The organism is Rhodococcus sp. NPDC047139 (genome assembly GCF_040643435.1).
Lineage (GTDB): Bacteria > Actinomycetota > Actinomycetes > Mycobacteriales > Mycobacteriaceae > Rhodococcus.
This window is the reverse complement of sequence record NZ_JBEYUH010000011.1, coordinates 13290-39737: the sequence shown is the minus strand read 5'-3', so window position 1 is coordinate 39737 and position 26448 is coordinate 13290. Positions and strand designations below refer to the sequence as shown.

24 protein-coding genes, 1 tRNA gene and 1 other RNA gene are annotated in these 26448 nt (G+C 67.5%); 11 read left to right on the top strand and 15 right to left on the bottom strand.

Annotation, left to right across the window (positions count from 1 at the left end; translation table 11 throughout):
• Nucleotides 1-13: 13 nt before the first annotated feature.
• A tRNA-Val gene (locus ABZ789_RS15250) sits at nucleotides 14-85 on the top strand.
• A 73-nt stretch (nucleotides 86-158) separates the two neighbouring features.
• Here ABZ789_RS15250 and ABZ789_RS15245 read toward each other — a convergent pair.
• From ABZ789_RS15245 to ABZ789_RS15225, 5 genes are all read right to left on the bottom strand, one after another.
• Nucleotides 159-761 carry a DUF2510 domain-containing protein gene (locus tag ABZ789_RS15245; RefSeq protein ID WP_358425035.1) on the bottom strand — a complete coding sequence of 201 codons (603 nt, stop codon included), beginning with the start codon at nucleotides 759-761 and terminating at the stop codon, nucleotides 159-161.
• Nucleotides 762-887: 126 nt separating this feature from the next.
• Nucleotides 888-1244, bottom strand: a complete 357-nt coding sequence (locus ABZ789_RS15240) for a DUF5655 domain-containing protein (RefSeq protein ID WP_358425034.1) — start codon at nucleotides 1242-1244, stop codon at nucleotides 888-890.
• A 38-nt stretch (nucleotides 1245-1282) separates the two neighbouring features.
• The gene (locus ABZ789_RS15235; RefSeq protein ID WP_358425032.1) at nucleotides 1283-2122 is read right to left on the bottom strand and encodes an SURF1 family protein; all 840 of its coding nucleotides are present in this window, start codon (nucleotides 2120-2122) and stop codon (nucleotides 1283-1285) included.
• Nucleotides 2123-2150: 28 nt separating this feature from the next.
• A complete protein-coding gene (locus ABZ789_RS15230; RefSeq protein ID WP_358425030.1) occupies nucleotides 2151-2621 on the bottom strand; it encodes a low molecular weight protein-tyrosine-phosphatase in 471 nt (156 codons plus the stop codon).
• Complete coding sequence (locus ABZ789_RS15225) at nucleotides 2611-3309, bottom strand: HAD-IA family hydrolase (protein ID WP_358425028.1); 699 nt, start codon at nucleotides 3307-3309, stop codon at nucleotides 2611-2613. The genes ABZ789_RS15230 and ABZ789_RS15225 overlap by 11 nt, the downstream gene beginning before the upstream one ends.
• An 82-nt stretch (nucleotides 3310-3391) precedes the next feature.
• Here ABZ789_RS15225 and ABZ789_RS15220 point away from each other — a divergent pair, with 82 nt between their 5' ends.
• From ABZ789_RS15220 to ABZ789_RS15210, 3 genes are all read left to right on the top strand, one after another.
• Nucleotides 3392-4534 carry a Nif3-like dinuclear metal center hexameric protein gene (locus ABZ789_RS15220; RefSeq protein WP_358425026.1) on the top strand — a complete coding sequence of 381 codons (1143 nt, stop codon included), beginning with the start codon at nucleotides 3392-3394 and terminating at the stop codon, nucleotides 4532-4534.
• A gap of 75 nt (nucleotides 4535-4609) precedes the next feature.
• The gene (locus tag ABZ789_RS15215; RefSeq protein ID WP_358425024.1) at nucleotides 4610-5347 is read left to right on the top strand and encodes a C4-type zinc ribbon domain-containing protein; all 738 of its coding nucleotides are present in this window, start codon (nucleotides 4610-4612) and stop codon (nucleotides 5345-5347) included.
• Nucleotides 5344-6486 carry a bifunctional RNase H/acid phosphatase gene (locus ABZ789_RS15210; RefSeq protein ID WP_358425022.1) on the top strand — a complete coding sequence of 381 codons (1143 nt, stop codon included), beginning with the start codon at nucleotides 5344-5346 and terminating at the stop codon, nucleotides 6484-6486. Before ABZ789_RS15215 ends, ABZ789_RS15210 begins: the two co-directional genes overlap by 4 nt.
• Nucleotides 6487-6617: 131 nt before the next feature.
• Here ABZ789_RS15210 and ABZ789_RS15205 read toward each other — a convergent pair whose 3' ends face one another.
• On the bottom strand, nucleotides 6618-7862 hold the full coding sequence (locus ABZ789_RS15205) for a lipase family protein (protein WP_358425020.1): 1245 nt from the start codon (nucleotides 7860-7862) through the stop codon (nucleotides 6618-6620).
• A gap of 108 nt (nucleotides 7863-7970) precedes the next feature.
• A complete protein-coding gene (locus tag ABZ789_RS15200; RefSeq protein WP_358425018.1) occupies nucleotides 7971-8492 on the bottom strand; it encodes a DUF1697 domain-containing protein in 522 nt (173 codons plus the stop codon).
• Nucleotides 8493-8547: 55 nt separating this feature from the next.
• Between ABZ789_RS15200 and rnpB the strand changes: the two genes are divergently transcribed.
• From rnpB to ABZ789_RS15180, 4 genes are all read left to right on the top strand, one after another.
• Nucleotides 8548-8955, top strand: an RNA gene (gene rnpB, locus ABZ789_RS15195) — RNase P RNA component class A.
• 252 nt (nucleotides 8956-9207) lie between these two features.
• On the top strand, nucleotides 9208-9390 hold the full coding sequence (locus tag ABZ789_RS15190; RefSeq protein WP_358425016.1) for a hypothetical protein: 183 nt from the start codon (nucleotides 9208-9210) through the stop codon (nucleotides 9388-9390).
• Nucleotides 9375-9530, top strand: coding sequence for a hypothetical protein (locus ABZ789_RS15185; protein WP_358425230.1), 156 nt, complete (start codon nucleotides 9375-9377; stop codon nucleotides 9528-9530). The genes ABZ789_RS15190 and ABZ789_RS15185 overlap by 16 nt, the downstream gene beginning before the upstream one ends.
• A complete protein-coding gene (locus tag ABZ789_RS15180; protein ID WP_358425014.1) occupies nucleotides 9520-10122 on the top strand; it encodes a CHAP domain-containing protein in 603 nt (200 codons plus the stop codon). The genes ABZ789_RS15185 and ABZ789_RS15180 overlap by 11 nt, the downstream gene beginning before the upstream one ends.
• Nucleotides 10123-10128: 6 nt before the next feature.
• On the opposite strand, the gene pip is transcribed toward ABZ789_RS15180, so the two are convergent.
• The 4 genes from pip to panB form a co-directional block, all read right to left on the bottom strand.
• The gene (gene pip / locus ABZ789_RS15175) at nucleotides 10129-11088 is read right to left on the bottom strand and encodes a prolyl aminopeptidase (protein WP_358425012.1); all 960 of its coding nucleotides are present in this window, start codon (nucleotides 11086-11088) and stop codon (nucleotides 10129-10131) included.
• 3 nt (nucleotides 11089-11091) lie between these two features.
• Entirely contained in the window at nucleotides 11092-11526 is a 435-nt protein-coding gene (locus ABZ789_RS15170; protein ID WP_358425010.1) for a hypothetical protein, read from the bottom strand.
• Nucleotides 11527-11595: 69 nt separating this feature from the next.
• The gene (locus ABZ789_RS15165; RefSeq protein WP_358425008.1) at nucleotides 11596-14298 is read right to left on the bottom strand and encodes a cation-transporting P-type ATPase; all 2703 of its coding nucleotides are present in this window, start codon (nucleotides 14296-14298) and stop codon (nucleotides 11596-11598) included.
• A 111-nt stretch (nucleotides 14299-14409) separates the two neighbouring features.
• Nucleotides 14410-15270 (bottom strand): 3-methyl-2-oxobutanoate hydroxymethyltransferase, encoded by an 861-nt coding sequence (panB, locus tag ABZ789_RS15160; protein WP_358425006.1) that lies wholly within the window; start codon nucleotides 15268-15270, stop codon nucleotides 14410-14412.
• Nucleotides 15271-15420: 150 nt separating this feature from the next.
• Here panB and ABZ789_RS15155 point away from each other — a divergent pair, with 150 nt between their 5' ends.
• From ABZ789_RS15155 to ABZ789_RS15145, 3 genes are all read left to right on the top strand, one after another.
• Entirely contained in the window at nucleotides 15421-16974 is a 1554-nt protein-coding gene (locus tag ABZ789_RS15155; protein WP_358425004.1) for an alpha/beta hydrolase, read from the top strand.
• 81 nt (nucleotides 16975-17055) lie between these two features.
• Nucleotides 17056-18393, top strand: a complete 1338-nt coding sequence (locus ABZ789_RS15150) for a glutamine synthetase family protein (protein ID WP_358425002.1) — start codon at nucleotides 17056-17058, stop codon at nucleotides 18391-18393.
• 14 nt (nucleotides 18394-18407) lie between these two features.
• Nucleotides 18408-21419, top strand: a complete 3012-nt coding sequence (locus tag ABZ789_RS15145; RefSeq protein ID WP_358425000.1) for a bifunctional [glutamine synthetase] adenylyltransferase/[glutamine synthetase]-adenylyl-L-tyrosine phosphorylase — start codon at nucleotides 18408-18410, stop codon at nucleotides 21417-21419.
• A gap of 7 nt (nucleotides 21420-21426) precedes the next feature.
• On the opposite strand, the gene ABZ789_RS15140 is transcribed toward ABZ789_RS15145, so the two are convergent.
• From ABZ789_RS15140 to glnA, 4 genes are all read right to left on the bottom strand, one after another.
• The gene (locus ABZ789_RS15140; RefSeq protein WP_358424998.1) at nucleotides 21427-21762 is read right to left on the bottom strand and encodes a hypothetical protein; all 336 of its coding nucleotides are present in this window, start codon (nucleotides 21760-21762) and stop codon (nucleotides 21427-21429) included.
• 236 nt (nucleotides 21763-21998) lie between these two features.
• Nucleotides 21999-24185, bottom strand: coding sequence for a catalase/peroxidase HPI (katG, locus tag ABZ789_RS15135; protein ID WP_358424996.1), 2187 nt, complete (start codon nucleotides 24183-24185; stop codon nucleotides 21999-22001).
• 17 nt (nucleotides 24186-24202) lie between these two features.
• On the bottom strand, nucleotides 24203-24661 hold the full coding sequence (locus tag ABZ789_RS15130) for a Fur family transcriptional regulator (RefSeq protein WP_358424994.1): 459 nt from the start codon (nucleotides 24659-24661) through the stop codon (nucleotides 24203-24205).
• A gap of 215 nt (nucleotides 24662-24876) precedes the next feature.
• The gene (glnA, locus tag ABZ789_RS15125; protein ID WP_358424992.1) at nucleotides 24877-26313 is read right to left on the bottom strand and encodes a type I glutamate--ammonia ligase; all 1437 of its coding nucleotides are present in this window, start codon (nucleotides 26311-26313) and stop codon (nucleotides 24877-24879) included.
• Between the last annotated feature and the right edge of the window lie 135 nt (nucleotides 26314-26448).

Below are 26448 nucleotides of genomic sequence, written 5' to 3'. Positions count from 1 at the left end.
GCCGCCGGCTTCCGGGCGTGTAGCTCAGTGGTAGAGCTCTGGTTTTACACACCAGCGGTCGGGGGTTCGAAACCCTCCGCGCCCACACTGTCGTCTCGAGATCTCGGTGGATCCGACCTCGCTCAGCGGGGTCGGATCCACACGAATCCCTCCACCTGTCAGAAGGTGTCGTTGATCGTGATCCGGTCGTAGTTCGCCGGGAAGTCGTCGACGCTCACGCAGTTCAGGGTGGTCGTCTGGCCCACCGGGATCTGTTCCGTCGTGCAATTGACCAGGGCCACGACCTCGTTACCCTGCATGAACTTGATCTCGACCAGTGCGGCATCATTCGACTCGCGAGCGTTGGTGACCTTCAGTCCCTCGACGGTGGCGTCACCGAACGGATCTTCCGTGACAGTCCAGCCCGCCGCGTACTGGAAGCCCGAAACCTCGAATGGCTGGCCCTCGACGATCGTGAGCGGGTTGTCCGCGCCGCCGGGAGCCGCATCGTCGGCCTCGACCGATTCGATGGCCTCGTTCACCTCATTGGCGGTGATGGAGAGGAATGCAAAGCATCCACCGACGGCCAGAATGAACACCGCGAGGATGGCGAGGAGGATGTTGCGCACAGCGTGCGACTTCCGGGCGGGCGGCCCGGGCGGAGGGGGAGCGCCCCCTTGAACGTGCTCCGTCCAGGAATTTCCGTCCCACCAGCGCATCACTCCGGACGGATCGGGGTAGAAGCCGGGCTGCGGTTTACCCGGGTCGGGAGTATCGGCCATCGGCGGTCTCCTCTCGGGCGAGAAGGTGCCCGGGGCACGCATCTGATCAGCCTGCCAGCGTAACTCCGATAGGGGAGCGGACGGGCGCTTTCCGTCGCATCCGAAAGCGGGTGGGTCCGTCCCCGCTCAGCGGGGTTCGGCCGCGGTGCGGTACGCGATGTCCAGCAAGGCGACGAAGTGTTCGTCGAGTTCGTCGGCGGACGCGACACTCAACCTGTGCGTCGTGACCGTTCCCTTCTGCGGGAAGGCCTCTCGCAGCGTGGGGTGGTGAACACGCTTGGGTAGATCCAGCGCCACTTCCAGGCGCGAGGAGTACACGAACGCCGCCGCGAAGACGTGTCCGCGCGACCAGGAGATCTCGGAGGCATGCACCTGCTCGGCGACATCGTCGCCGAGGGCGAGGATCATCGCGCGTGCCCGCTGGAACACGTCGACGGCGGCCGGGTCCTTGTCGGCCAGATAGTCGTCGACGGTCGCGTACATCGGGGACTCCTCGAATCGGGGAAGAGTGGCCGGTGGCATCACCGCGGCCGGCCGTATCGGTCGGCGAGTTTTTCGCTCGCGGAACGCGGGGCCGCCTCGACCGGAGTTCCGGTCGCGTCGTCGTCTCCTTGCGCGGCGGTCTTGGCCTTCCGCCGCTCCCGTATCTCCGCCCACACGAAATAACCGAGGCCGAGCGGGGCCATGATCCCGAACGCCAGCCATTGCAGGCCGTACGACAGATACGGGCCGGCGTCGAGCTGGGGAAGGGAGATGACACCGAGACCGCCCGGTTGATCGGCGTCGAGCTGGAGGTAGACGTCCTCGAGTTCGAGACCCGTCATCGCCGCGACCTGCGGGGCGTCGATGAAGTACACCTGCTGATAGCCGGCGTCGTAGAACGGATCCTTGCCGGGGACCGTGCCCTCGGACATCCGGATGCGGGCGTCGAGCGTGACGTTCCCGGACGGCGCGGGAGGGATCTCCGGGACCTCCGTGCCGCGGACGGGCCGCACGTAACCGCGGTTGACCAGGATCGTTCCGCCGGAGTCGAGCGCGAAGGGAGTCAGCACCTCGTAGGCCGGTTGCGAATCGACACTGCGCAGGCGGACGAGCACATCCGAGTCCTGGAGATAGGTGCCCTGCGCGACGACACGGCGCCATTCCTGCTCGATCGTCGGTCCGTCGCCACCGAGCAGGTCGGCGACGGGAACCGGGTCCTGCGCCATCGACGCCGCAATGCGACCGTTGCGGTCCTCGGTGCTCGTGTTCTTGCCGAGCTGCCAGGGCGCGAGGACCGTGAAGCACGCATATGCGAAGCCGACGACCACCAGCGCCAGGACCAACCACCCGGGGCGTAGGAGAAATGTCAATCGGCGCACAGAACCACGGTAGCCGGTGAGGTGCGTCTCACTGTCGGCGCACCCGTTCCAGCAGGCCGGGGATTGCCGCTTCGATCTGCTCACGGACCTGCTCGAACTCCGCGAGCGATCCGTAATAGGGGTCGGGTACCGACTCGTCGTCGGCCTCCGGATCGAACGATCGCAGCAGAACCCGACGTTCCGACGGGACCCCGAGATGGGCGAGCGCCCGCTCGTGCGTCGTCGTCATAGCGACGAGGAGATCGGCCGACAGGTGCTCCGGCCCGAGTTTCGCGGCCCGGTGTCCGGTGGGATAGCCGTGCCGCTGCAGCACCGCATCGGTGCGCGGGTCCGCTTCGGCTCCGATATGCCAGCCGTGGGTTCCGGCGCTGCTGACCCGGATTCGGTCGTCGAGCCCCTCCCTCCGCACATGCTCCGCGAAGATCTTCTCGGCCATGGGGGACCGGCAGATGTTCCCCGTGCACACGAAGCTCACATGGAATCGGTCGTCAGCGTCCACCGGTCAGCACCTCGCCCAGCTCTTCGACGGACGCGGCCGTGAGCGCTGCCGCACGACCCTCGGTTGCGGTCCCGTAACCCCATTCGACGAAGATCGTCGGGATACCGAAACGTCCCGCCCCGTGGATGTCGTGTTCGCGGTCGCCCACCATCACCACTCCGGTGGTGCCGCCGGCTGCGGTCTCCCGAGGATCGATCCCGAGCGCGGCGAGGCTGTGCGCGACGACCTCGGCCTTGTGCCGACGAGCACCGTCGTCGCTGGCACCACCTATGAACTCGAAGTATTCGGCCAGACCGAAGTGGCGGAGAATCCGCTCGGCGAACGTCTGGGACTTCGACGTGGCGACGGCCAGGCGGCTACCGGCTCCCCGCACCGCGTCGAGCACGGAGTCGATGCCGTCGAAGACCGCATTCTCGGCCCACCCGGTGGTGGAGTAGTACTCCTTGTAGGCGGCGAGCGCAGCAGCGACCCGCGGTTCGTCGAGGCCGAGACCCTGAAGGGTGTCGCGCATGGGCGGCCCCAACAGCCATTCGAGGTCGCCTGCCGGCACCTCGAAACCGGTGGTTTGGGCAGCGTGGCGAAACCCGTTGATCACCCCGGTCGCGGAGTCGGTGAGGGTGCCGTCGAGATCGAACAGCACGACGGGAGCTGGGAGCACGAGCGGCTGGGTGGGGGCAAGAACGGTCACCCGCCCATTCTGTCCGCTCGTCGGGTGTCCCGCCGCGTAGGGTCGTGCGGAAAGAAGGATCCGATCGGCTGGAGGTGGACAGGTGACCGCGGCGACGCTGCGTGAGGTGATCGAGGTTCTCGAGGCTTCTTACCCGCCCTCGCTCGCCGAGAGCTGGGATTCGGTGGGGTTGGTGGCGGGCGACCCGGACGAACCCGTGCGCAAGGTGCTGCTGGCCGTGGACGCAACCGCAGCCGTCGTCGACGAGGCACTCGAGTGGGGTGCGCAACTGCTGCTCGTGCACCATCCGTTGTTGCTCCGAGGCGTGGACACCGTCGGCGCGCACACCCCCAAGGGTGCGTTGATCCACCGCCTCATCCGCGGTGGCTGCGCCCTGTTCACCGCGCACACCAACGCCGACCGGGCCAACCCCGGTGTCTCGGATGCGCTCGCCGGCGCGCTCGGCCTGACGGGGCTGCGACCGCTCGAGGCCAAGCCCGAGCCGGCGACCGACAAGTGGGTTGTCATGGTGCCCGCCGACGCCGCCGAGACGGTGCGTGCGGGATTGTTCGCTGCGGGTGCGGGCGCGCTCGGCAACTACCGGGAATGCTGCTGGACCACCTCGGGCACCGGTCAGTTCCGCCCGGTGGACGGTGCCGACCCGGCGGTCGGGTCGGTCGGGGACCTCGAACGCGTCGCCGAGGACCGCATCGAGGTGATCGCACCGCGCCGCTCCCGGGCCGCAGTGCTCGCAGCCCTGCGCGACGCGCATCCGTACGAGGAACCGGCCTTCGACATCATCGAACTCGCCGAGCTGCCGAGTGATCGGGGGCTGGGACGGGTGGGGGAGCTGCCTCAGACCCGGACCCTGCGGGAGTTCACCGCCGACGTGGCCGCCGCGCTGCCGCCGACCGAATGGGGCGTGCGGGGAGCAGGTGACCCCGAACGGCCCGTGCGGACCGTGGCCGTGTGCGGCGGATCCGGCGATTCGTTCCTCGGCCTCGCTGCGGCGCAGGGGGTCGACGTCTACGTCACCGCCGACCTGCGGCATCATCCCGCCGACGAGCACCTGCGCACCGGGGGGCCCGCGCTGGTGGACGTTGCGCACTGGGCGAGCGAGTATCCGTGGTGTGCGCAGGCCCGCGATGTCCTCGATGCTGCTTTCGGCGACCGCGACGGCTGGCACGCGCGAGTCAGTGAGTTGCGTACCGATCCCTGGACGACTGCGGCGGGCGCGGTACGGTAATCAGCTACGACACGTCCCGAGTGGCAGCCGGCTCCCGGCCCACCCGACAGATCCCCGAAAGCAGGAACCACCCGAGTGAACGTCGAACCCACCGTGCAGGCAAAGCTGCTGTCCCTCGCCGCCGTGGACGCGGAGCTGAACCGGCTCGCGCACCGCCGTCGGACACTGCCCGAACAGCAGGAGGTGGACCGCCTGCAGACCGAGCGCAACTCGCGGAAGGATGCCGCGGTGGCCGTCGAGATCATTCTCGACGACCTCGACCGGGACATTCGCAAGCTCGAAGGAGAGATCGAGGCGGTTCGTCTGCGCGCGGCTCGCGATCGTTCGATGCTCGAGAGCGGCTCGGTGGGAGCCAAGCAGCTCACCGAGCTGCAGCACGAGCTCACCAGCCTCGAACGTCGTCAGGCAGCCCTCGAGGACGACCTGCTCGAGGTCATGGAGCGCCGGGAGGCGTCGAAGGCCGACCACGATCATGCCGGTGCGCAGGTATCGCAGGTCGACGACCAACTCGGCGATGCCACCCGTGCTCGCGACGAAGCCATCGCCGACATCGAGGTGGCCGAGCAGCGATGCCGCAGCGATCGTGAGGCGCTGCTCGCGGTGTTCCCCGACGATCTGGTGACGACCTACGAGAAGCAGCGTGAGAAGTCCGGCATCGGTGCCGCGCTGTTGCAGGGTCGCCGCTGCGGCGCGTGCCGTCTCGAACTGGACCGTGGCGAGATCGCCAGGATCGCGGCCGCGCCTGCCGATCTGCTCGTCCGATGCCCCGAGTGCAACGCTATCCTGGTGCGTACCAAGGAATCCGGCCTGTGACGACGGTCGTCGTCGAAGCCGACGGCGGATCCCGCGGGAATCCCGGACCCGCCGGTTACGGTGCCGTGGTCTTCGACGTCGATCATCGGACCGTCCTCGCCGAACGGCATGCGAGCATCGGGCGCGCGACGAACAATGTGGCCGAGTACAAGGGCCTGATCGCCGGTCTCGCCGCCGCCGCGGAACTCGGTGCCGACGCGGTGCACGTCCGCATGGATTCCAAGCTCGTCGTCGAGCAGATGAGCGGGCGATGGCAGGTCAAGCATCCGGACATGATCCCGCTGGCCGCGCAGGCACGCGAACTGGCCGGCAGGTTCCGCAGCGTCGACTTCACATGGATCCCGCGAGCGGAGAATGCATACGCCGACCGCCTGGCGAACGCCGCGATGGACGCTGCGGCACAGGCGCCGCTGGATACGGTGGCCGGCACGGAGCCGCCGCCTGCTGTCGGCACGAGCCCAGGAACCGAAGCGACTTCCGTACCGGATCCTGCCGTTCCGGCCTCTCCCGGCTGGACCGGTGCGGTCGGAGCGCCGGCCCGGCTGTTGCTGCTGCGTCACGGGCAGACCACCCTGTCCGTCGAGCGTCGCTATTCGGGGCGGGGTAACCCGGAGCTGACCGAACTCGGCCGCGACCAGGCGGTCGCGGCGGCTCAGCGTCTCGGTGCGCGCGGGGGAATCTCGGCTGTCCTGTCCTCGCCGCTGGGCCGCGCACGCGAAACAGCAGCCGCGGCCGCCGACGCTCTCGATCTTCCCGTCACGGTGCACGACGGGCTCATCGAGACGGATTTCGGTGACTGGGAGGGCCTCACCTTTGCCGAGGCTGCGCGCAGGGATCCCGAGGTGCACCGGCGATGGCTCGGCGACACCTCCGTGCGACCCCCGAACGGTGAGAGTTTCGACGAGGTGGCCAAACGGATCGCCGCGGTGCGCGACGACCTGCTGACCGATTACGCAGGTTCCACCGTGCTCGTCGTCTCGCACGTCACGCCGATCAAGACGTTCCTGCAGATGGCGCTCGACTCGGGTCCGGCGCTGTTGTATCGCCTGCATCTGGATCTGGCGTCGCTCAGCATCGCCGAGTTCTACCCGGACGGCGGGTCGTCGGTGCGGCTCGTGAACGACACCTCGCACCTGTAGCGGCGCAGCGACCGAAACGAAAAGTGGCCGCGCAGACATGTCGGGGGTTTGCCGGCGCGGCCACTCACCACTTCTATCGGGGCGGCGCGACAGGCGTTACACCGTTGCCGAGAGGTTTTTCCGGCCCGATCTCAGCGGGCGCAGCCGGGCGCGGTTTCTTCCCCGGCGAACCGGCGATCGAGCCAGTCGAGACCTTCCGCCAGGGCAGGGAACATCCCTGCGAGGTGGCCTGTTCCGGTTTTGGTGAGTACCGGCGGTAGGTCGTAGCGGCGGTAGGTGACATCGGCTCCGCTTGCGCACCATTTGTCCACCATGGTGTCGACACCCTGGACGAGGACGAAGTCGTCGCCCGTGCTCTGCGCGACGAAGACCGGCATCGAGGGGGTGCGGTTGCCGAGTTGCTGCTCGGCGACCAGCGACGCCCACGGTTCGCTGTCGAGGTGCTCCACGATGGGCCGTCCGTCGATCGTGTACATCGTGGTCTGTCCGAACGGATTCAACGAGAAGGCGTCGTAGACGCACGCAGTTTCGGCTCGGCGGAGGATGTCGAGTCCGGCGGGGTTGAACGCCGCCAGCATCGCCGGCGCGTGCTCGGGGTAGGCGGCGACGAAACCGTCGACCACCCAGCCGATCCCGCCGGAGAGCAGTGATCCGTCGCCTGCCACGGCAAGGTCGCCGAGGTCGGCGGGAGGTGATCCCGCTACAGCCCCCGCTACCGACAGTTCGGGGGCGTACGACGAGGCCAGTTCGGCGGCGGAAGCCGACGCCATCCCGCCCTGCGAATATCCCCAGAAGGCGAGCGGACCGTCTGCTGCGACCCCGAGATCCTCGAGCGATCGTGTGGCGCGGGCGAGATCGAGCATCGCGCGGCCCTGCGACTCGCGGTTGAGGTAGGGGTGCACGCCGGGTGTTCCGAGACCTTCGTAGTCGGTGACCGCGACGGCGTAGCCGCGCGCGAGCATGGGGCCGATGTGGATGTACTCGTACTCCTGTCCGAAGGTCATGAGCTTCGAAGGCGCGCACTGGTCGCCCATGCCCTGGGTGCCCGGACCGAGTACGACGGTGGGCCGGGGTCCGGGCCCGTTCCACGGTTGCGACGGGACGAGCACGGTGCCGACGGTGGCGACCGGTCCTCCGGTGGCGTTCGTGCTGCGGTACATCACGCGGGTGACCTGCGCGTCGAGGGCTGCCGGGGTGTTCGGGACGACGGCAGCGACGGACGGTGCGGTGCGCAGCACGTCGCCAGGGGATGCCGCGTCGAACGACATTGGGGGAGTGTAGAAGTCGGTCTCCGAATCGGCGATCGCCACCTCCGGTGCGGTAGCGAGGAGTGCAGCCGCGACGATCGTGGCCAGCATGCCAGTGCTTCTACGCATCCCGGAGCCTTTCGGACGAAACGAACAGCGATGAGCGGACGCTACCTGCAGGTCGCACGCAACCGCAATGGACCCGGAAAGAATCGGCCGGTGAGTGACCCGTCGGCGTCACACCAGCTTTTGCAGTGTGTTGAGATTCCGGACGGTCGTCGTCGCCTTGTAGCGGGCCGAACCTGTCTGCTTCCCCACGGCGCTGTCGAGCGTCGAGCCCTTCGCGACCTGCCAGTAGAGGACGGCCCGGCCCTGCTCGATGCACTCGACGTCCGGATCGAGATCGCCCGACAGGGCGGCGAGCGGTTCGAGCACGGCGGGGTCGGACACGAACACCACGTACGAATGCCGGTCGGCATGGGTGGCGTCGAAAGGGTAGGCCTCGACGACCCGTCCGAGGGAGGACTGCTCGAGGACGAACGTGTAGGCCTCGTAGCCGAACCGCTCGGTCAGTGCGTCCTCGATCCTCGCCTTCGCGACGGCGGGTTCGTCGTCGGCGTCGAAGAGCACGTTGCCGGAGGCGAGCACGGTGCGGACGTTCTCGAAGCCGAGAGCTTCGAAGACCTCTTTCAGGTCGGCCATCCGGATCCGGATGCCGCCCACGTTGATTCCGCGCAGCAGAGCCACATATCGGGTCATGGTGGCACCGTAGTTGGCGGCACCGACATGGCGCGGGATAGTCTGTTCGAGCGAACGAGTCGGCCGGGCGGCCGCGGAGCAGGGAACCGGTACCGGATGGTGCCAGGCCCTGAATCGAGGAAAGTCCGGACTCCACAGAGCAGGGCGGTTGCTAACGGCAACCCGAGGTGACTCGCGGGACAGTGCCACAGAAAACAGACCGCCTGCCGTACGGCAGGTAAGGGTGAAACGGTGCGGTAAGAGCGCACCAGCGCCCCGGGTGACCGGGGCGGCTCGGTAAACCCCGCCCGGAGCAAGGTTGAAGGCTGCACCGCCCGCGGTGCGGCTGCGCAGGTGTTCGAGGGCTGCTCGCCCGAGCCTGCGGGTGAACCGCTCGAGGTACCCGGCGACGGTGTGCCCAGATGGATGGTCGCCACCCCGTTTCGGCGGGGGACAGGATCCGGCTTACAGGCCGGCTCGTTCGCCCGGCCCTTGTCCCGATCCCGATCCCGCCACGGGCTACCGCTCCGGTATCAGATCGGATAGATGACCAGCAGGTGCGCCCAGTAGGAAGCCGCCTCCTGACCCAGCCAGGGCAGCAACGCGTCGTAGAGGATGTAGGACATGCAGGCTCCTTGGTTCTGTCGTCTCGCACATTCGTGCGGCCCGAGGGTACCGTGCCACGACCGCTCACGGGTCGGCCGCGCGCGGGACGACCTTCGGGCACACTGAGACCATGAGCGACGACGGCTGGTACTACGACGTGAGCACGGGGAAGGTCTCCCAGGGCAAGGACCCTCATGCCCTCAACCGCATGGGTCCCTACCCGGACCGGGAAACCGCCCGACGCGCACTGCAGATCGCTGCAGAACGCAACAAGGCGGCCGACGCCGCCGACGACGACTGGCGAAACGGCTGAGCCCGCTGCCGGGTGCGGTCCGGCCGGCAGCACTGATCGGCCCGTGCGGCGGGGCGCCCGAGGAAGGTGCCACTGTCCCGGTGCGGCTCACCCTGGTCGACCCACAGGCCCGCAAGATCCGGTTCGACCATGACCGGTGAGACCACGCGGCGACGACGACCGGTTGCCGCTCTTCTCGCTGTAACGGCCACGCTGTGCGTGGCGGTCGGCGTTCTCGTGTGGTGGATCCTGCCGAGCCGGTTGTTTCCGTGGGACAGTGCACCTTTTCCCGAGATCGACACTGCGGCTTTGTCGCCGACGCAGGTGCGGATCGTCGAACTGCTCGAGAAGCAACACCAGGAGCAACACCCCGGAACGCACTACTCGGAAGGTGTCCGCGAACCCTGGTGTGCCGACTTCGTGAGCTGGATCATGCGGGAAGCCGGTGTGCCGCTGTCGAATCCACACTCGGGGCATTGGCGTATCCCCGGTGTGTACACCCTGCAGGAGTACTACGAGCAGACCGAGCGGTACGAGCCCGCCGGGTCGGGATATCGCCCGGCGGTCGGCGATGTGGTGCTCTACCACAACCGCATGGGCCTCGGTCAGCGTGAGCACACGAACATCGTCGTCTCCGTCGACGGTGATTCCGCGATCACCGTGGGCGGCAACGAAATGGGCAGGATCCGGGTCCACGAACTCGATCTGTCCGGTGACGACGCGGTGGTCGGGTTCGGGCGGCTGCCCGGCTGATCCGTGTCAGCGGAACTCGTCGGTGGCTTCGACGAGCCGGTGGACGATCCCCGGTTCGCTCGCCGCGTGTCCGGCATCGTCCACGATGTGCAGCCGGGAGGACGGCCATGCCTCGTGCAGGTCGCGGGCGCTGCGCGCCGGGCACACCACGTCGTAGCGGCCCTGCACGATCACCCCCGGAATGTCGCGCAGCAAATGCGCATCGCGTAGCAGCGCGCCCTCGTCGAGGAAGCCACGGTGGTGGAAATAGTGGTTCTCGATACGCGCGAAGGCCAGCGCGAAACGGGGTTCGGCCGTCTCCGCGACGCGCTCGGGATTCGGCAACAGAGCACTTGTGGCGCCTTCCCAGGTGGACCACGCGATGGCAGCCTTCAGCGCGATATCCGGATCGGTGGAATGCAGTAGGCGGTGATAGCTGTCCACGGGATGTTCGTCCGGTGCGGAGTCGGCGAGCGGCGCGCAGAAGTCTTCCCATGCTTCGGGGAACAGCTGTCCGGCACCGCCGTTGTAGTACCAGTCGATTTCGCTGCGGCGTAACAGGAAGATGCCGCGAAGAACGAGTTCGGTGACGCGGTCCGGGTGCCGCTGTGCGTACGCGAGTGCGAGGGTCGAACCCCACGACCCGCCGAAGACCATCCACCGGTCCACGCCGAGGAAGGTGCGCAACCGTTCGATGTCGGCGACGAGATGACCGGTGGTGTTGACCGACAGATCCGCGCCGTCTGCCACGTGTGGTCGCGACCGGCCGCACCCACGCTGGTCGAAGAGCACGATCCGGTAGGCGCCGGGGTCGAAGAAGCGGCGGTGCATCGGCGCGGTGCCTCCACCTGGGCCGCCGTGGAGGAAAATCACGGGTTTGCCGTGCGGATTGCCGCTGACCTCCCAATACAGCTGCTGGCCGTCGCCGACGTCGAGCATGCCCGTGGCGTGAGGCTCGACCGGCGGATACAGTTCGCGTCGCTCCACGGATCAGAACCCGACGAGACCCGAGGCGAGGTCGGGGATGTCGAGCGCCTGCACCGCTTCTTCGCGTACCTCCGGGCACTGCGCGGCGGTAGCCGCGTCCACCCGCCCCCGGTCACCCGCGAGAACGACGAGATCGACACCGTTCGCCGCACCCCATTCACCGACGAGGATGTTGAGTCCGCCCCGCCCGACGGAGGGGGTGTAGGTGCGCCAGTTCGACAACTGTCCTTCGAGGCGAGCACACAGATCGGCAGTCTGCGCTTCGGTGAAGCCACCGGCTCCGAGCTCCGGAGAGGACGGCGCGGGTGACGCCGAGCCCGTCGCTGTGGAGTCGGTGGAGGTCCCGGTCGGTGCCGGTTCCTGGGCCGGCGCACACCCTGCGAGGGCACCTGCCACCGCGACGGCGAGGACGGGAACGAGACTGAAGCGGATCTGCATGGACACCTCACGGGTCGACGGTCGGTCGCGGTCGAGTCTGCCATCGATCCGCGCACGGACTCCGATCGGTCAGGACGTCGGTGCCGGACGCAGTCGCCGGACCACCCACTTCTCGAACTCCGCGACGACGAACACCAACGCTCCTGCGGCGAGCACCTTGCCCCAGTCCGCCCACGAGATCGCTGCGGAGCCGAAGATCGCCTGCATGAACGGGGCGTACGTGAAGAGCAGCTGCAGCGCAGCGCACGCCGTGATCGCGCCCAGAACGTAGCGATTCCCGAACAGTCCGTCACGGCTCAGGACCGAGGTATGGATGCGCCGGCTGTTGATCAGATAGAACATCTCCGCCACGACGATCGCGTTCACCGCGAGCGTGCGCGCCACGTCCACCGGCGCTCCACGCTCGAGCTCCCACAGGAACAACCCGAGCGAGCCCACCATCATCAGGACCGACACCATCGCCACCCGCCAGACGAAAAGGCGGGAGAGCAGCGACTCCTCGGGGGGTCGCGGCGGCCGGAGCATGACCGACTTCTCGGTGGGTTCGAATGCGAGCGCAAGACCGAGTGTGCTCACGGTGGCGAGGTTGATCCACAACACCTGCGCGGGTGTGAGCGGCAAGGTGAGCTGGAAGAGGATCGCGGCGATGACCACCAGCGCCTCGCCACCATTGGTGGGCAGCATGAAGAGGATGAACTTCTTCAGGTTGTCGTAGACGCCACGACCTTCGCGCACCGCGGCCGCGATACTCGCGAAGTTGTCGTCCGCGAGAACCACATCGGCTGCTTCCTTCGCGGCTTCGGTCCCGCCCTTGCCCATCGCCACCCCGACGTCGGCGCGGGCGAGCGCCGGAGCGTCGTTGACCCCGTCACCGGTCATGGCGACCACGTGCCCGTTCGCCTGCAGGGCGCGGACGAGGCGGAGCTTGTGCTCGGGACTGGTCCGCGCGAATATGTCGGTCTCCGCGACCACCCGTCGCAGCGCTGCATCGTCGAGGTCCTCGATCTCGGCGCCGGTCATCGGTCGTGATCCGGTACCGAGGCCCATCTGGGCACCGATCTCGGCCGCGGTCGCGGCATGGTCGCCGGTGATCATCTTCACGGTGATTCCGGCGCGGTGGCATTCGCGCACCGCCGTGACCGCCTCCTCTCGCGGCGGATCGATGATGCCGACCAGGGCGAGCATCGTGAAGTCGTGACGGGCGGCCTCGAAGATCAGTGCGCCGCCTTCCGGTTCGCGATCACGGAAGGCGAGTGCCAGTACGCGCAGGCCCTGGGCCGCGATCTCGTCGGCCCGCCTGCTCCAGTAGGCCTCGTCGACGGGCTGTACCTCGCCGTCGGCCCCGAGCTGACCGGTGCAGGCGACGAGGACGCGCTCCGGCGCCCCCTTGAGCAGTATCCGTTCCCGCCGACCGTCGTCGTGGGGGTGCAGCGTCGCCATGAACTTGTGTTCGGACTCGAAGGGGACGACGTCGAGGCGGGGCCACCGCGAGTGGGCGGTTTCGGGGGGCAGGCCGGCCTTGCGGCCGAGCACGACGAGTGCCGCCTCGGTGGGGTTGCCGTGAACCCCCCACACACCGTCGTCCTCGATGACTCGTGTGTCGTTGCACAGGACACCGGCACGGACGGCCAGTGCGAGCGCCGGATCGGCAGCCGCATCGACGGGTTCCCCGCTCTCCGCAGTCGTGATCGCGCCGACCGGTGCGTACCCGACCCCGCCCACCTCGACGGTGCGATGTGCGCACACCAGCTTCTGCACCGTCATCTCGTTGCGGGTCAGCGTGCCGGTCTTGTCGGAACAGATCACTGTCACCGAACCCAGAGTCTCGACGGCGGGAAGGCGCCGGATCACCGCGTTGCGCCGCGCCATCCGCTGGACACCGAGCGAGAGAGCGACCGTCATCACCGCCGGAAGGCCCTCGGGAATCGCGGACGCGGCCAAAGCCACCACCAGGGTGAACATCTCCGACGGGCTCTCGCCACGCCACACGATTCCGAGCACGAACGTCAGGGCGGAGACCGCCAGGATGACTGCGGCGAGCCACCGTCCGAAGCGGCCGATCTGCTCGAGCAGTGGCGTGGCCGCCCGGTCGACGCCCGACAGGAGCGTGTTGATGCGCCCGAGTTCGGTGTCGGATCCCGTGGCGATCACGACGCCGTCGCCCTGCCCGAAGACTGCGACGGTGCCCGCGAAACACGCCGATCGGCGGTCGCCCAGTTCGCTCTCGGCATCGACCGGCTCGGCCGTCTTGGCGACGGGAACGGATTCACCCGTCAGCGCGGACTCGTCGATGCGCAACTCGCGAGAATTCAGAACCCGCAGGTCGGCGGGCACCCGGTCGCCCGAAACCAGACGCACCACATCACCCGGAACGAGTTCGGCCGCGGGAATCTCGACGATTCGCCCGTCGCGGTACACCCGGGTTCGCGGCGCGAGCATGGCGCGGATCGAGTCGAGCGCGGAGGCTGCGCGGCCTTCCTGGACGAAACCGATGAGGGCGTTCACGACCACCGCGCCGAGGAGGACGGCGGTGTCGATCCAATGCCCGAGGAATGCGGTGACGGCAGCGGAGGCCATCATCACGTACAGCAGGACGTTGTGGAACTGCCGCAGCAGTCGCCACCACCAGCGATCCGAACGGGGAGCCGGAAGCGTGTTGGGGCCGTACAGGCGTAGCCGGTGAGCCGCTTCGGCGCCGGTCAGTCCGGTATCGCGGCTCTCGAGCCGGGTAAGGGTGTCACCGGTGTCGATGGCATGCCAAGGGTGGCTCATTACCTCGATTTTACCGATGGCACGGCGTGACGGGCATGCCGGGGTGAGGCGCGCCCCGACGAAGGACGGGCACCACCCGGACTCGCCGGTCGGTGCCCGCCTGCGTGAACGTCAGAAGGAGTGCTCGGGCCCCGGGAAGGTGCCCTGCGAAACCTCGGCTGCGTACTGTGTGGCGGCACGGCGCAATTCGTCGCCGACCTGCCCGAACTTCTTGACGAACTTTGCGGTCTTGCCGCTGGTGTATCCGGCCATGTCCTGCCAGACGAGGACCTGGGCATCACACTCGTTGCCTGCGCCGATGCCCACCGTCGGGATGCTCAGCTTGCGCGTGACCTGACCGGCGAGGTCGGCCGGAACCATCTCCATCACGACCGAGAACGCGCCGGCCTCCTGGACTGCGATGGCATCGGCGACGAGCTGCTCGGCGCCGTCACCGCGGCCCTGCACCCGGAACCCGCCGAGCGTGTTCACGGACTGCGGGGTGAAACCGATGTGCGCCTGCACCGGGATGCCGGCTGCCGTGATCGCCGCGATCTGCGGTGCGATCCGCTCGCCACCCTCGAGTTTGACGGCGTGCGCGCCGCCTTCCTTCATGAACCGCACAGCGGTCGCGAGCGCCTGCTCCGGCGACGCCTCGTAACTGCCGAACGGCAGATCGGCGATGACGAGCGCGTGCGGGGCACCGCGCACGACGCCACGGACGAGCGGAAGCAGCTCGTCGACGGTCACCGGCACGGTGGTGTCGTAGCCGTAGACGACGTTCGCTGCAGAATCGCCCACGAGCAGCACGGGGATACCCGCCTCCTCGAAGATGCGGGCGGAGGAGTAGTCGTAGGCGGTCAGCTCTGCCCAGCGGCGGCCTTCGGCTTTCATCGCCTGCAGATGATGGACTCGCGTCTTGCGCTTGGGAGTGTCGGCAGGGGCCGCAGCCGAAGCGGCGCCACCGTATACCGACGTCACGTTGTCGGACATCACTGTCCCTTTCTTCCTCGAGGCCCTCGGGGTCCCCGGGTCGGGTGATGACTGTCTCAGTCTGCCACCCCCGTCTGGCTGTAGAAGTGCGCCTAGCAGTGCAATTGGTCACATCGCAAGCCTCTTCGGTGCGCGTGGGACGATCGAGACGTGCCCCTGCCTGCTCGTACGCGTCTGCGCCGTCTGTCCGTCCCCGTGATCGCGACCGCGGTCGTGCTCGCAGGGTGCGGTGATTCCACCGCTGACGAATCCGGGCCCTCGACGGTGGGGGTCGTGCCCGGGCTCGAACAGTTCTACGGGCAGAGCGTCGCGTGGGAGTCGTGCAGCGGATACGGCATCGACGGTCCCTATCTCGACCGAAACGGGGCGCAGTGCGCCCGCATCACGGTGCCGCTCGACTACGCCGACCCGGACGGGGAGGTGATCACCCTCGCCGTCTCGCGGATGCCGGCGAGCGAGGACCGGATCGGCTCGCTCCTGGTCAACCCGGGCGGGCCGGGTGCCTCAGGGCTGGCCACGGCGCTCACCGCCGACGGAACGACCATCGGTGACCGGTTCGACGTCGTCGGATTCGACCCCAGGGGAGTCGGGGCGTCCGAACCGGCCGTCCGGTGCCGCACGGACGCGGAGGCCGACGCCGACCGGGCATTCGACGACGGGGACACGAGTCCCGAGGGCATCGCAGCGACGGAGAAGCGCAATCGCGAATACGCGCAACTGTGCGCCGAGCGCACCGGGGTCGACGTCCTCGCTCACGTCGGGACGCGTGAGGTCGTGCAGGACATGGACATCCTCCGCGGCGTCCTCGGCGACGACGCGCTGAACTATCTCGGTTACTCGTACGGAACCCGCCTGGGCACCCTCTATGCAGAGGCCTTCCCCGGACGGGTGCGGGCGATGGTGCTCGACGGCGCGATCGATCCGGAGCAGGACCCGGTCGAGGAGATCATCCTGCAGGCAGAAGGCTTCCAGAAGGCGTTCGACGAGTTCGCCGCGTACTGCGCGCAGTACGACGGTTGCCCGCTCGGGGACGACCCGGCGAGGGCAGCCGCTCGGTTCCGCGAGCTGGTCGATCCGCTGATCGAGGCGCCGGCCCCCACCACCGACCCGCGTAGGTTGAGCCACGGCGACGCGATTACCGGCGTGCAGCAGGGGTTGTACTCGCCGAGCCTGTGGGGTTCCCTGCGAGGCGGGCTGGAATCGCTGGCGAGCAGCGGCACGGGCGACACCCTGCTGCGACTTGCCGACCTTTACGAAGGGCGCGACGAGGACGGCACCTACAGCAACATCACCGACGCCTTCAATGCGATCCGTTGCGTCGACGACCAGCCGGTGACGGACCGTGCGCTCGCCGACGAACTCGACACACGATTCCGCGTGGCCGCACCCTTCCTCGACGACGGTCGCGGAACCGGAGCTTCTGCGCTGGACGTGTGTGCCTTCTGGCCGGTCCCGGCCACCGGTGACCCGCATACTCCCGACGTGCGCGACCTGCCGCCCGTCCTCGTGGTGTCGACGACCGGCGATCCCGCGACTCCGTACGACGCGGGGGTCGAACTCGCCGACGCGCTCGGCGGTATTCTGGTGACCTTCGAGGGAACTCAGCACACCGTCGTGCTGGACGGGAACGAGTGCGTGGACACCGCTGTGACCAGCTATCTCGTCGATCTCGCGGTCCCCACCGGCGATCCTTACTGCCGCTAGGCGACAGCTGTGAGCGACACGCCATCGGACGAGCCTGCCGATGTAACACGGAATTAACGGTTAGTGCCTAGTCTCGCGGGTATGGATCGCCAGAAGGAGTTCGTGCTCCGCACCCTCGAAGAGCGCGACATTCGGTTCGTGCGTCTGTGGTTCACCGACGTCGTCGGCACCCTCAAGTCGGTGGCGATCGCGCCGGCCGAACTCGAAGGGGCTTTCGAAGAAGGCATCGGATTCGACGGCTCGGCCATCGAGGGGTTCTCCCGGATCTCCGAAGCCGACATGGTCGCGCGCCCAGACGCCACGACCTTCCAGGTGCTGCCCTGGGTCGACGACCGGGGACACCAGTACTCGGCTCGGATGTTCTGCGACATCACGATGCCCGGCGGCACCCCGAGCTGGGCCGATCCCCGCCACGTGCTGCGACGTCAGCTCAACAAGGCCTCCGATCTCGGCTTCAGCTGCTACGTGCATCCGGAGATCGAGTTCTTCCTCGTCGAGGACGGCCCCGAAGGGGGCGCCCCGGTACCCGCCGACATCGGCGGCTACTTCGACCAGTCGGTGCACCGCTCGGCTCCCCACTTCCGGCGCCACGCAATCGACGCCCTCGAATCGATGGGTATCTCCGTCGAGTTCAGCCATCACGAGACCGCGCCGGGTCAGCAGGAGATCGACCTGCGTTACGCCGATGCGCTCTCGATGGCCGACAACGTCATGACCTTCCGCTATGTGGTCAAGGAGATCGCCATGCAGGAAGGCGTGCGGGCCACTTTCATGCCCAAGCCCTTCCGCGACTATGCGGGCTCGGCGATGCACACCCACATGTCGCTGTTCGAGGGCGAGACCAACGCCTTCCACGACCCCGACGATCCGCTGCAGCTCTCGGCGACGGGCAAGGCGTTCATCGCCGGCGTCCTCGAGCACTCCAACGAGATCAGTGCTGTCACCAACCAGTGGGTCAACTCGTACAAGCGCCTGGTGCACGGGGGAGAGGCGCCCACCGCCGCGTGCTGGGGGCCGTCGAACCGATCCGCACTCGTGCGAGTGCCGATGTACACGCCGAACAAGGCGTCCTCGCGGCGCGTGGAGATCCGCACCCCCGACTCGGCGTGCAACCCCTATCTGACCTTCGCTGTGCTGCTCGCCGCCGGTCTGCGCGGTATCGAGAAGGGCTACGAGCTGGCACCCGAGGCCGAGGACGACGTGTGGTCGCTGACCTCGGCCGAGCGCCGGGCGATGGGTTACCGCGAACTGCCCACCGATCTCGACATCGCGCTGCGCGAGATGGAGAAGTCCGAACTCGTCGCCGAAACCCTCGGTGAGCACGTTTTCGACTACTTCCTGCGCAACAAGTGGCGGGAGTGGGAGAACTACCGCAGCCAGGTCACCCCGTTCGAACTCGAGCAGTACCTGGGGCTGTAAGCGACGATGGAAGCGTGGTGAGACCGCCCAGCGCACGTTCGGTAGTTCCCGGCCCCGGTCGGCTCGGCCTGGTCGAGCCGACCGCGCCCGCCGAACTCGCTCGACTCGGATGGACCGACGCCGGCAGTGTCGAACTGCTGTGGGCGCTCTCCCGTGCCCCGAACGCCGACCTGGCCTTGCGCACCCTCGCGCGACTGGCCGACTCGCTCGGTGACGACTGGACGGAACTCGACTCGGCGCTGCGCTCGGACACCGGTCTGCGAGGCCGGTTGTTCGGCCTGTTCGGAGCATCGTCTGCGCTCGGCGACCACGTCGTGGCCAATCCCGATCGCTGGAAGATGCTCGCGGGCCCGGGGACACTGCCCGACAAGCACACCTTCACTGTGCGCATGCTCGACAGCGTCGACGCCGAACCCGAACCCGACGGGCGTCCCGGACGGTTGATTCACCGGGCCGGGCTCGTCGGTCCGCACGCCGTCGCTGCGCTGCGGACCACCTACCGCGACCAGCTCATGCTGATCGCGGCCGCCGACCTCGCCGCCGTCGTCGAGAACGAACCGGTCGTGCCCTATCTCGAAATCGGTGCCCTGCTCGCCGATCTCGCCGACGCCGCGTTGACCGCGGCGCTCGCCGTGGCTGTGGCGACCGTGATTCCGGAGGGACCCTGCCCGGTCGATCTCGCAGTGATCGCCATGGGCAAGTGCGGTGCGCGTGAACTGAACTACGTCAGCGACGTGGACGTCGTGTTCGTCGCCGAACCCGCGGACGCCCGAGCGAGCCGCATCGCCGGCGAGATGATGCGCATCGGGTCGTCGGCCTTCTTCGAGGTCGATGCGGCGCTGCGCCCGGAAGGTAAACGCGGCGAACTCGTCCGCACCCTCGAATCCCACGTCGCGTACTACCACCGATGGGCCAAGACCTGGGAGTTCCAGGCGCTGCTCAAGGCGCGGCCGATGACCGGCGATCTCGACCTCGGCCGGCGCTATGTCGAGGCACTGAGTCCGATGGTGTGGACGGCCTCCGAGCGCGAGGACTTCGTGCCCGACGTGCAGGCGATGCGCCGGCGGGTCGAGGAGATGGTGCCTCCCGAACTACGCGAGCGCGAACTCAAGCTCGGGCGCGGCAGTCTCCGCGACGTCGAGTTCGCCGTGCAGTTGCTGCAACTCGTGCACGGCCGCGTCGACGAGTCGCTCCGGGTGCCCAACACGGTGGAAGCATTGTGTGCGCTCGCCGACGGCGGGTATGTGGGGCGCGACGACGCGGCGAACATGCGTGCGTCCTACGAATTCCTGCGTCTGCTCGAACACCGGCTGCAACTGCAGCGGCTCAAGCGCACCCACACTCTGCCGCCACCCGAGGACCGGGAGGCACTGCGCTGGCTCGCCCGCGCGGCCCATATGCGGCCGGACGGGCGCAAGGATGCGCTCGGCGTCCTCGAATCGGAGATCAAGCGCAACTCGTCGCGGATCCGCAAGCTGCACGCGCGGCTGTTCTACCGGCCGCTGCTCGACTCGGTGAGCAAACTCGACAAGGAAGCGCTACGCCTGTCACCCGACGCGGCAGTCCGCCAGCTCGCGGCGCTCGGCTACAGCGCACCGCGGCACGCGATGGAACACCTGGCGGCTTTGTCCGGCGGCGCCTCCCGCAAGGCGCGCATCCAGGCGTTGCTGCTTCCGCAGTTGCTCGAATATCTCGGTGAGACGACCGATCCCGACGCCGGCCTGCTTGCCTATCGGCGACTGTCCGATGCGCTCTACGACACCGTCTGGTTCCTTCGGGTCCTGCGCGACGAGCCGGCGGTGGCCGAGAGGCTCATGATGGTCCTCGGTTCCTCCGCGTACGTCGCCGACCTGCTCGTGAAGTCCCCCGAAGTGATCCGGCTGTACGCGGACGCATCGACGGGACCGAGGTTGCTCGAGGCGAATCCGCCCGAGGTGGCGCGTGCTCTCGTCGTCTCGTCGTCACGCCATCCCGATCCCACGCGTGCGATCGCCGCCGCCCGTTCGCTCCGCCGAGCCGAACTCGCGAGGATCGCGAGCGCCGACATCCTGGGGATGCTCGACGTGCCGCAGGTGTGCCGGGCGTTGTCCTCGGTGTGGGCCGGGGTTCTCGAAGCCGCTCTCGACGCGGTGATCCGTGCCTCGGAGCAGTCCCGCGGACCGGCGCCGGCCCGTATCGCGGTGATCGGGATGGGCAGGCTCGGGGGAGGCGAGCTCGGATACGGATCCGACGCGGACGTGCTCTTCGTGTGCGATCCGCTGCCGGGTGCCGACGAGACCGAGGCGGTCAAGTGGGCCACCAGTATCGCCGAACAGGTGCGCCGGCTGCTCGGAGCGCCGAGCACCGATCCGCCGCTCGAGGTCGATCTGGATCTGCGTCCGGAAGGTCGCAGCGGTCCGATCGTGCGGACGTTTGCCTCCTATCGGGCTTACTACACGCAGTGGGCCGAGGTGTGGGAAGTGCAGGCGCTGCTGCGGGCACACGCCGTCGCGGGAGATCGCGAACTCGGCACCCGCTTCCTGCACATGATCGACAGCGTGCGGTATCCCGAAGGGGGAATCTCCCAGGAGTCCGTGCGCGAGATCCGGCGCATCAAGGCACGTGTGGACTCCGAGCGACTGCCCCGCGGAGCCGATCCGGCCACCCACACCAAGCTCGGCCGGGGTGGACTCGCCGATATCGAGTGGACCGTGCAGCTGCTGCAGCTCAGGCACGCATACGGACTCCCGGCGCTGCGCACCACCTCGACGCTCGAGGCGCTGGACGCCATCGGTGCTGCCGAGCTGCTCAGCGCACCCGACGTCGAGCTCCTGCGGGCGGCGTGGATCACCGCCACGGATGCGCGGAACTGTCTCGTGCTCGTGCGCGGCAAACCGACCGATCAGCTCCCCGGCCCGGGCCGGTTGCTCGAAGCGGTTGCGCGTGTGACGGGTTGGCGGGGTGAGGACGCCTCGGAATTTCTCGACCACTACCTGCGCGTGACACGTCGCGCGCGGGCGGTCGTCGAGCGGGTTTTCTGGGATTAGCGGACCGTCAGTCGCAGACGACGACGAGCGCGACTCCCCGCCAGACCTCGGTTTCCGTCGTCACCCACTCGTCGTCGTCGGAGTCCCACTCCCGCTCGGTCACGACGTCGTAACCACGGTCGCGTTGCTCGGTGACGACGCAGTTCTGCATGGTGCTACCGGAGCGATTCAGGATGACGTAGGGAACGCCCGCCTCGGAGAGAACCTTCTCGGCCTGGTCGTCCGACATTCCCACGACGGAGATGTCGGTCTGTGCCGCGGCGGTGCCGGCGAGCGCGACGGTCAGGGGAACGGGGGACAGTAGTGCGGCGACGCATGCCGTCGAGATGAGGGATCTGCGCATGGGGCGGCCTCCGGAGGAGACGAGTGCTTCGAATACGGACCTCGTCGCATCTGCTCCCCCCGAGAGCGGAATGTGACACATATCACCAGGCTGCGTTTCTACGGTACACCCGTGTGCAGCCTGGTTGTCCAGGCCGTTCTCCGGCGACGACCTTCCCCGCAACCGACGAAGCCACCCGCCGATCACGGCGGGTGGCTCCGGTGATGCGTCGGATACGGTCGTGGACCGCCGACGCGTTACTTCTTCAGGTCGAAGCGATCGAGATCCATGACCTTCGTCCACGCCGCGACGAAGTCGCGGACGAACTTCGGGCCGGCGTCGTCGGTCGCGTAGACCTCGGCCAGCGCCCGCAACTGCGAGTTCGCACCGAAGACGAGGTCCACGGCGGTCGCGGTGTACTTGACATCTTCGCTTCCTCGCGCGCGCCCTTCGTAGACACCTTCGGTCGACTGGGAGACCTTCCACTCGGTCCCCATGTCGAGCAGGTTGACGAAGAAATCGTTGGTCAACGTCTGCGGGCGGTCCGTCAGGACGCCGTGCGTGCTGCCACCGTGGTTCGCGCCGAGTGCTCGAAGTCCGCCGAGAAGCACCGTCATCTCGGGTGCCGTCAGCGTCAGCAGATTGGCACGTTCGAGGAACAACTTCTCGGGTGGAAGCTTCTCGCCACCGCGGATGTAGTTGCGGAAGCCGTCGTGCTTCGGCTCTAGCACCGCGAACGACTCGACGTCCGTCCACTCCTGTGACGCATCCGTGCGACCCGGCGAGAAGGGCACCGTGATGTCGTGTCCGGCATCCTTGGCGGCCTTCTCCACAGCAGCGTTACCGGCGAGCACGATCAGGTCCGCGAGCGAGACCTTCTTGTTCCCGCCCGCCGAACTGTTGAACTGCTCCTGGATACCCTCGAGGATCTGCAGAACCTGTGCGAGCTGCTCGGGTTCGTTGGCCTCCCAGTTCTTCTGAGGTTCGAGTCGTACTCGCGCACCGTTGGCACCGCCGCGCTTGTCGGTCCCGCGGAAGCTCGCCGCAGACGCCCATGCCGCCGCGACGAGCTGCGGAACGGTCGCCCCCGACTCCAGGATCGTGTCCTTGAGCGATGCGATGTCGCTCTCGTCGATCAGGTCGTGGTCGACCTCGGGCACCGGATCCTGCCAGACCTCGGGTTCCGGGATCCACGGGCCGCGGTACCGGGAGATCGGGCCCATGTCGCGGTGCAGCAGCTTGAACCACGCCTTGGCGAACTCACGCTCGAGTTCCTCGGGATGATCGAGCCAGCGACGGGTGATCTCGCCGTAGATCGGGTCGTAGCGCAGGGCGAGATCGCTCGTCAGCATGCCGGGCGCATGTTTCTTCGACGGATCCTGGGCATCGGGAACCGTCCCGGCGCCCCCGCCGTCCTTCGGCGTCCACTGCCACGCTCCGGCCGGGCTCTTGGTCTTCTCCCACTCGTAGGCATAGAGCGTTTCGAGGAAGGTGTTGTCCCACTTCGTCGGAGTCGGAGTCCACGTCACCTCGAGACCGCTGGTGATCGTGTCGTCACCGACGCCGGTGCCGTACGAGTTCTTCCACCCGAGACCCTGCTGTTCGAGCGGGGCAGCCTCGGGTTCGGGGCCGAGATTGTCCGCCGGGGCGGCACCATGTGTCTTGCCGACGGTATGGCCGCCCACGATGAGCGCGGCCGTTTCGACGTCGTTCATCGCCATCCGGGCGAAGGTCTCACGGATGTCGCGACCGGACGCGAGGATCTCCGGATTGCCGTTGGGGCCTTCGGGGTTGACGTAGATCAATCCCATCTGGACCGCGCCGAACGGACCCTGGAGCTCGCGTTCGCCCGCGTACCGCTCGTCGCCGAGCCAGGTGTCCTCAGGACCCCAGAACACCTCGTCCGGCTCCCAGATGTCCTCGCGGCCGAACGCGAAGCCCACCGTCTTGAAGCCCATGGACTCGTAGGCGCAGTTGCCGGCGAAGACCAGAAGGTCGGCCCACGAGAGTTTACGGCCGTACTTCTGCTTGATCGGCCACAGCAGACGACGAGCCTTGTCGAGGCTGACATTGTCGGGCCAGCTGTTGAGTGGGGCGAAGCGCTGCGCACCCTTGCCGCCGCCGCCGCGACCGTCGGCGATGCGGTAGGTGCCGGCCGAATGCCAGCTCATCCGGATGAAAAGACCGCCGTAGTGGCCGAAGTCGGCGGGCCACCAATCCTGCGAGTCCGTCATCAGGGCGATGAGATCCTGACGGAGAGCTTCGACGTCGAGTGTCTCCACCTCCTTCGAGTAGTCGAAGTCGGTTTCCATCGGGTTGGACAGCGGTGAATGCTGATGCAGCACCGTGAGGTCCAGTTGCTCCGGCCACCAGTCCTGATTGGTCCGCGGCCGGTGCGGCGACGGCTCGGGGGTGGGGACTGCCGGGTTTTCGCTTTCGGACACTTCGGTTTCCTTCCGGATCAGGTGGATCGGACCGATTCAGGTTGTGCTCGTGGGTCTTCGTGCGAGCAGTCGCGGCACAGGCCCCAGAACACGACGTCCGCCTCGTCGACGTCGAAGCCTGCATCCTCGACCGGCGACAGGCAGCGCGTGTCGCCGAGGGCGTGATCGACATCCGAGATCGCGGCGCAGGAACGGCAGACGAGGTGGTGATGGCTGTCGCCGACACGCATTTCGTACCGAGCGTGGAAACCTGCGGGCTGGATTCGTCGGAGGACTCCACGTGCCGAGAGCGCGTGGAGGATGTCGTACACGGTGTGCCGTGCGATGCCGGGCAGAACGGCACCGACCGCTTCGAAGATACGGTCGGCATCGGCGTGTGGGTGCTCGTGCGCTGCGCCGAGCACCGCCAGACGCTGTCGGGTCACGCGTAGACCGGCTGCGCGTAACCGCTCGGAGAAATCCCGCGTCGAGGGCACGAAGCCCACTATGGACCACTTTTCTGGAATCGGTCGCGATTTCGACGTATTCGTAGAGGAACGAAGAATTCTCGCGCGCCGAAGAGCGTATTACCCCACTGCGGCGGTAGCGAGGCGTGCTTGCGCGCGCGAGGTGGGCGGAGCCGGAGACGCGAAAGGCCGCTCGTCCCGATCGGGACGAGCGGCCTTTCGCGGATGCTCTTACCGGACTCGACTCAGCAGTCGAAGTACAGCTGGAACTCGTAGGGGTGCGGGCGCAGGTTGACCGGGGCGATCTCCTGCTCGCGCTTGAGCGAGATCCACGTCTCGATGAGGTCGGAGGTGAAGACGCCGCCCTCGGTGAGGTACTCGTGGTCGCGCTCGAGGTTGTCGATGACCGCCGAAAGGCTCGTCGGCGCCTGCGGGATGTTCTTGGCCTCCTCCGGCGGAAGCTCGTAGAGGTCCTTGTCGACCGGAGCGAGCGGCTCGATCTTGTTCTTGATGCCGTCGAGGCCGGCCATCATCTGCGCCGCGAAGTTCAGGTAGGGGTTACCCGAGGAGTCCGGTGCGCGGAACTCGAGGCGCTTGGCCTTCGGGTTGTTGCCCGTGATCGGGATGCGGACGGCAGCCGAACGGTTGCGCTGGCTGTACACGAGGTTGATCGGAGCCTCGTAGCCCGGCACCAGGCGGTGGTACGAGTTGATCGTCGGGTTCGTGAATGCGAGCAGCGACGGTGCGTGGTGCAGGATGCCGCCGATGTACCAGCGAGCGATGTCGGACAGGCCTGCGTAACCGGCCTCGTCGTGGAACAGCGGCTTGCCGTCCTTCCACAGCGACTGGTGCACGTGCATGCCCGAGCCGTTGTCGCCGAACAGCGGCTTCGGCATGAAGGTGACGGTCTTGCCGGCCTGCCACGCGGTGTTCTTGACGATGTACTTGAACAGCTGCAGGTCGTCGGCCGCGTGGAGCAGAGTGTTGAACTTGTAGTTGATCTCCGCCTGGCCGCCGGTGCCGACCTCGTGGTGGCCGCGCTCGAGTTCGAAGCCGGCGTTCTGGAGGTTGGTGGCGATCTGGTCGCGCAGGTCGACGTAGTGGTCGTACGGCGCGACGGGGAAGTAACCACCCTTGGGGCGGACCTTGTAGCCGCGGTTCGGGGTGCCGTCCGCGTTGTACTCGGCGCCGGTGTTCCAGGCACCCGAGATCGCGTCGATCTCGTAGAAGGAGCCGTTCATCTTCGAGTCGTAGGCGATCGAGTCGAAGATGTAGAACTCGGCCTCGGCACCGAAGAAGGCGGTGTCGGCGATGCCGGTGCTGATCAGGTATTCCTCGGCCTTACGCGCGACATTGCGGGGATCGCGGCTGTAGGACTCACGGGTGAAGGGGTCGTGGACGAAGAAGCTGATGTTGAGGGTCTTCGCTGCGCGGAAAGGATCCAGACGCGCGGTCGTCACATCGGGGAGCAGCAGCATGTCGGACTCGTGGATCGACTGGAACCCACGGACCGAGGAACCGTCGAATGCCAGACCGTCCTCGAGTACATCCTCGTTGAACGCCTTGGCAGGGATGGAGAAATGCTGCTCGATGCCGGGCAGGTCGGTGAAGCGGACATCGACGTACTCGACGTTCTCTTCCGCGATGAACTTGATGACCTCTTCGGCCGTGGTGAACGCCACGCTTGTGCTCCTTCAGTCGGTGCGCGCCATGGGTGCTGGGGCGCCTGCGTCGGATCAGACGGTATGGATCTGGTGTTGCCCGCCCATCAAGCCTATGTTTCGCGGGTGTTACACATGCCTCCGCCCGGCTGTGAG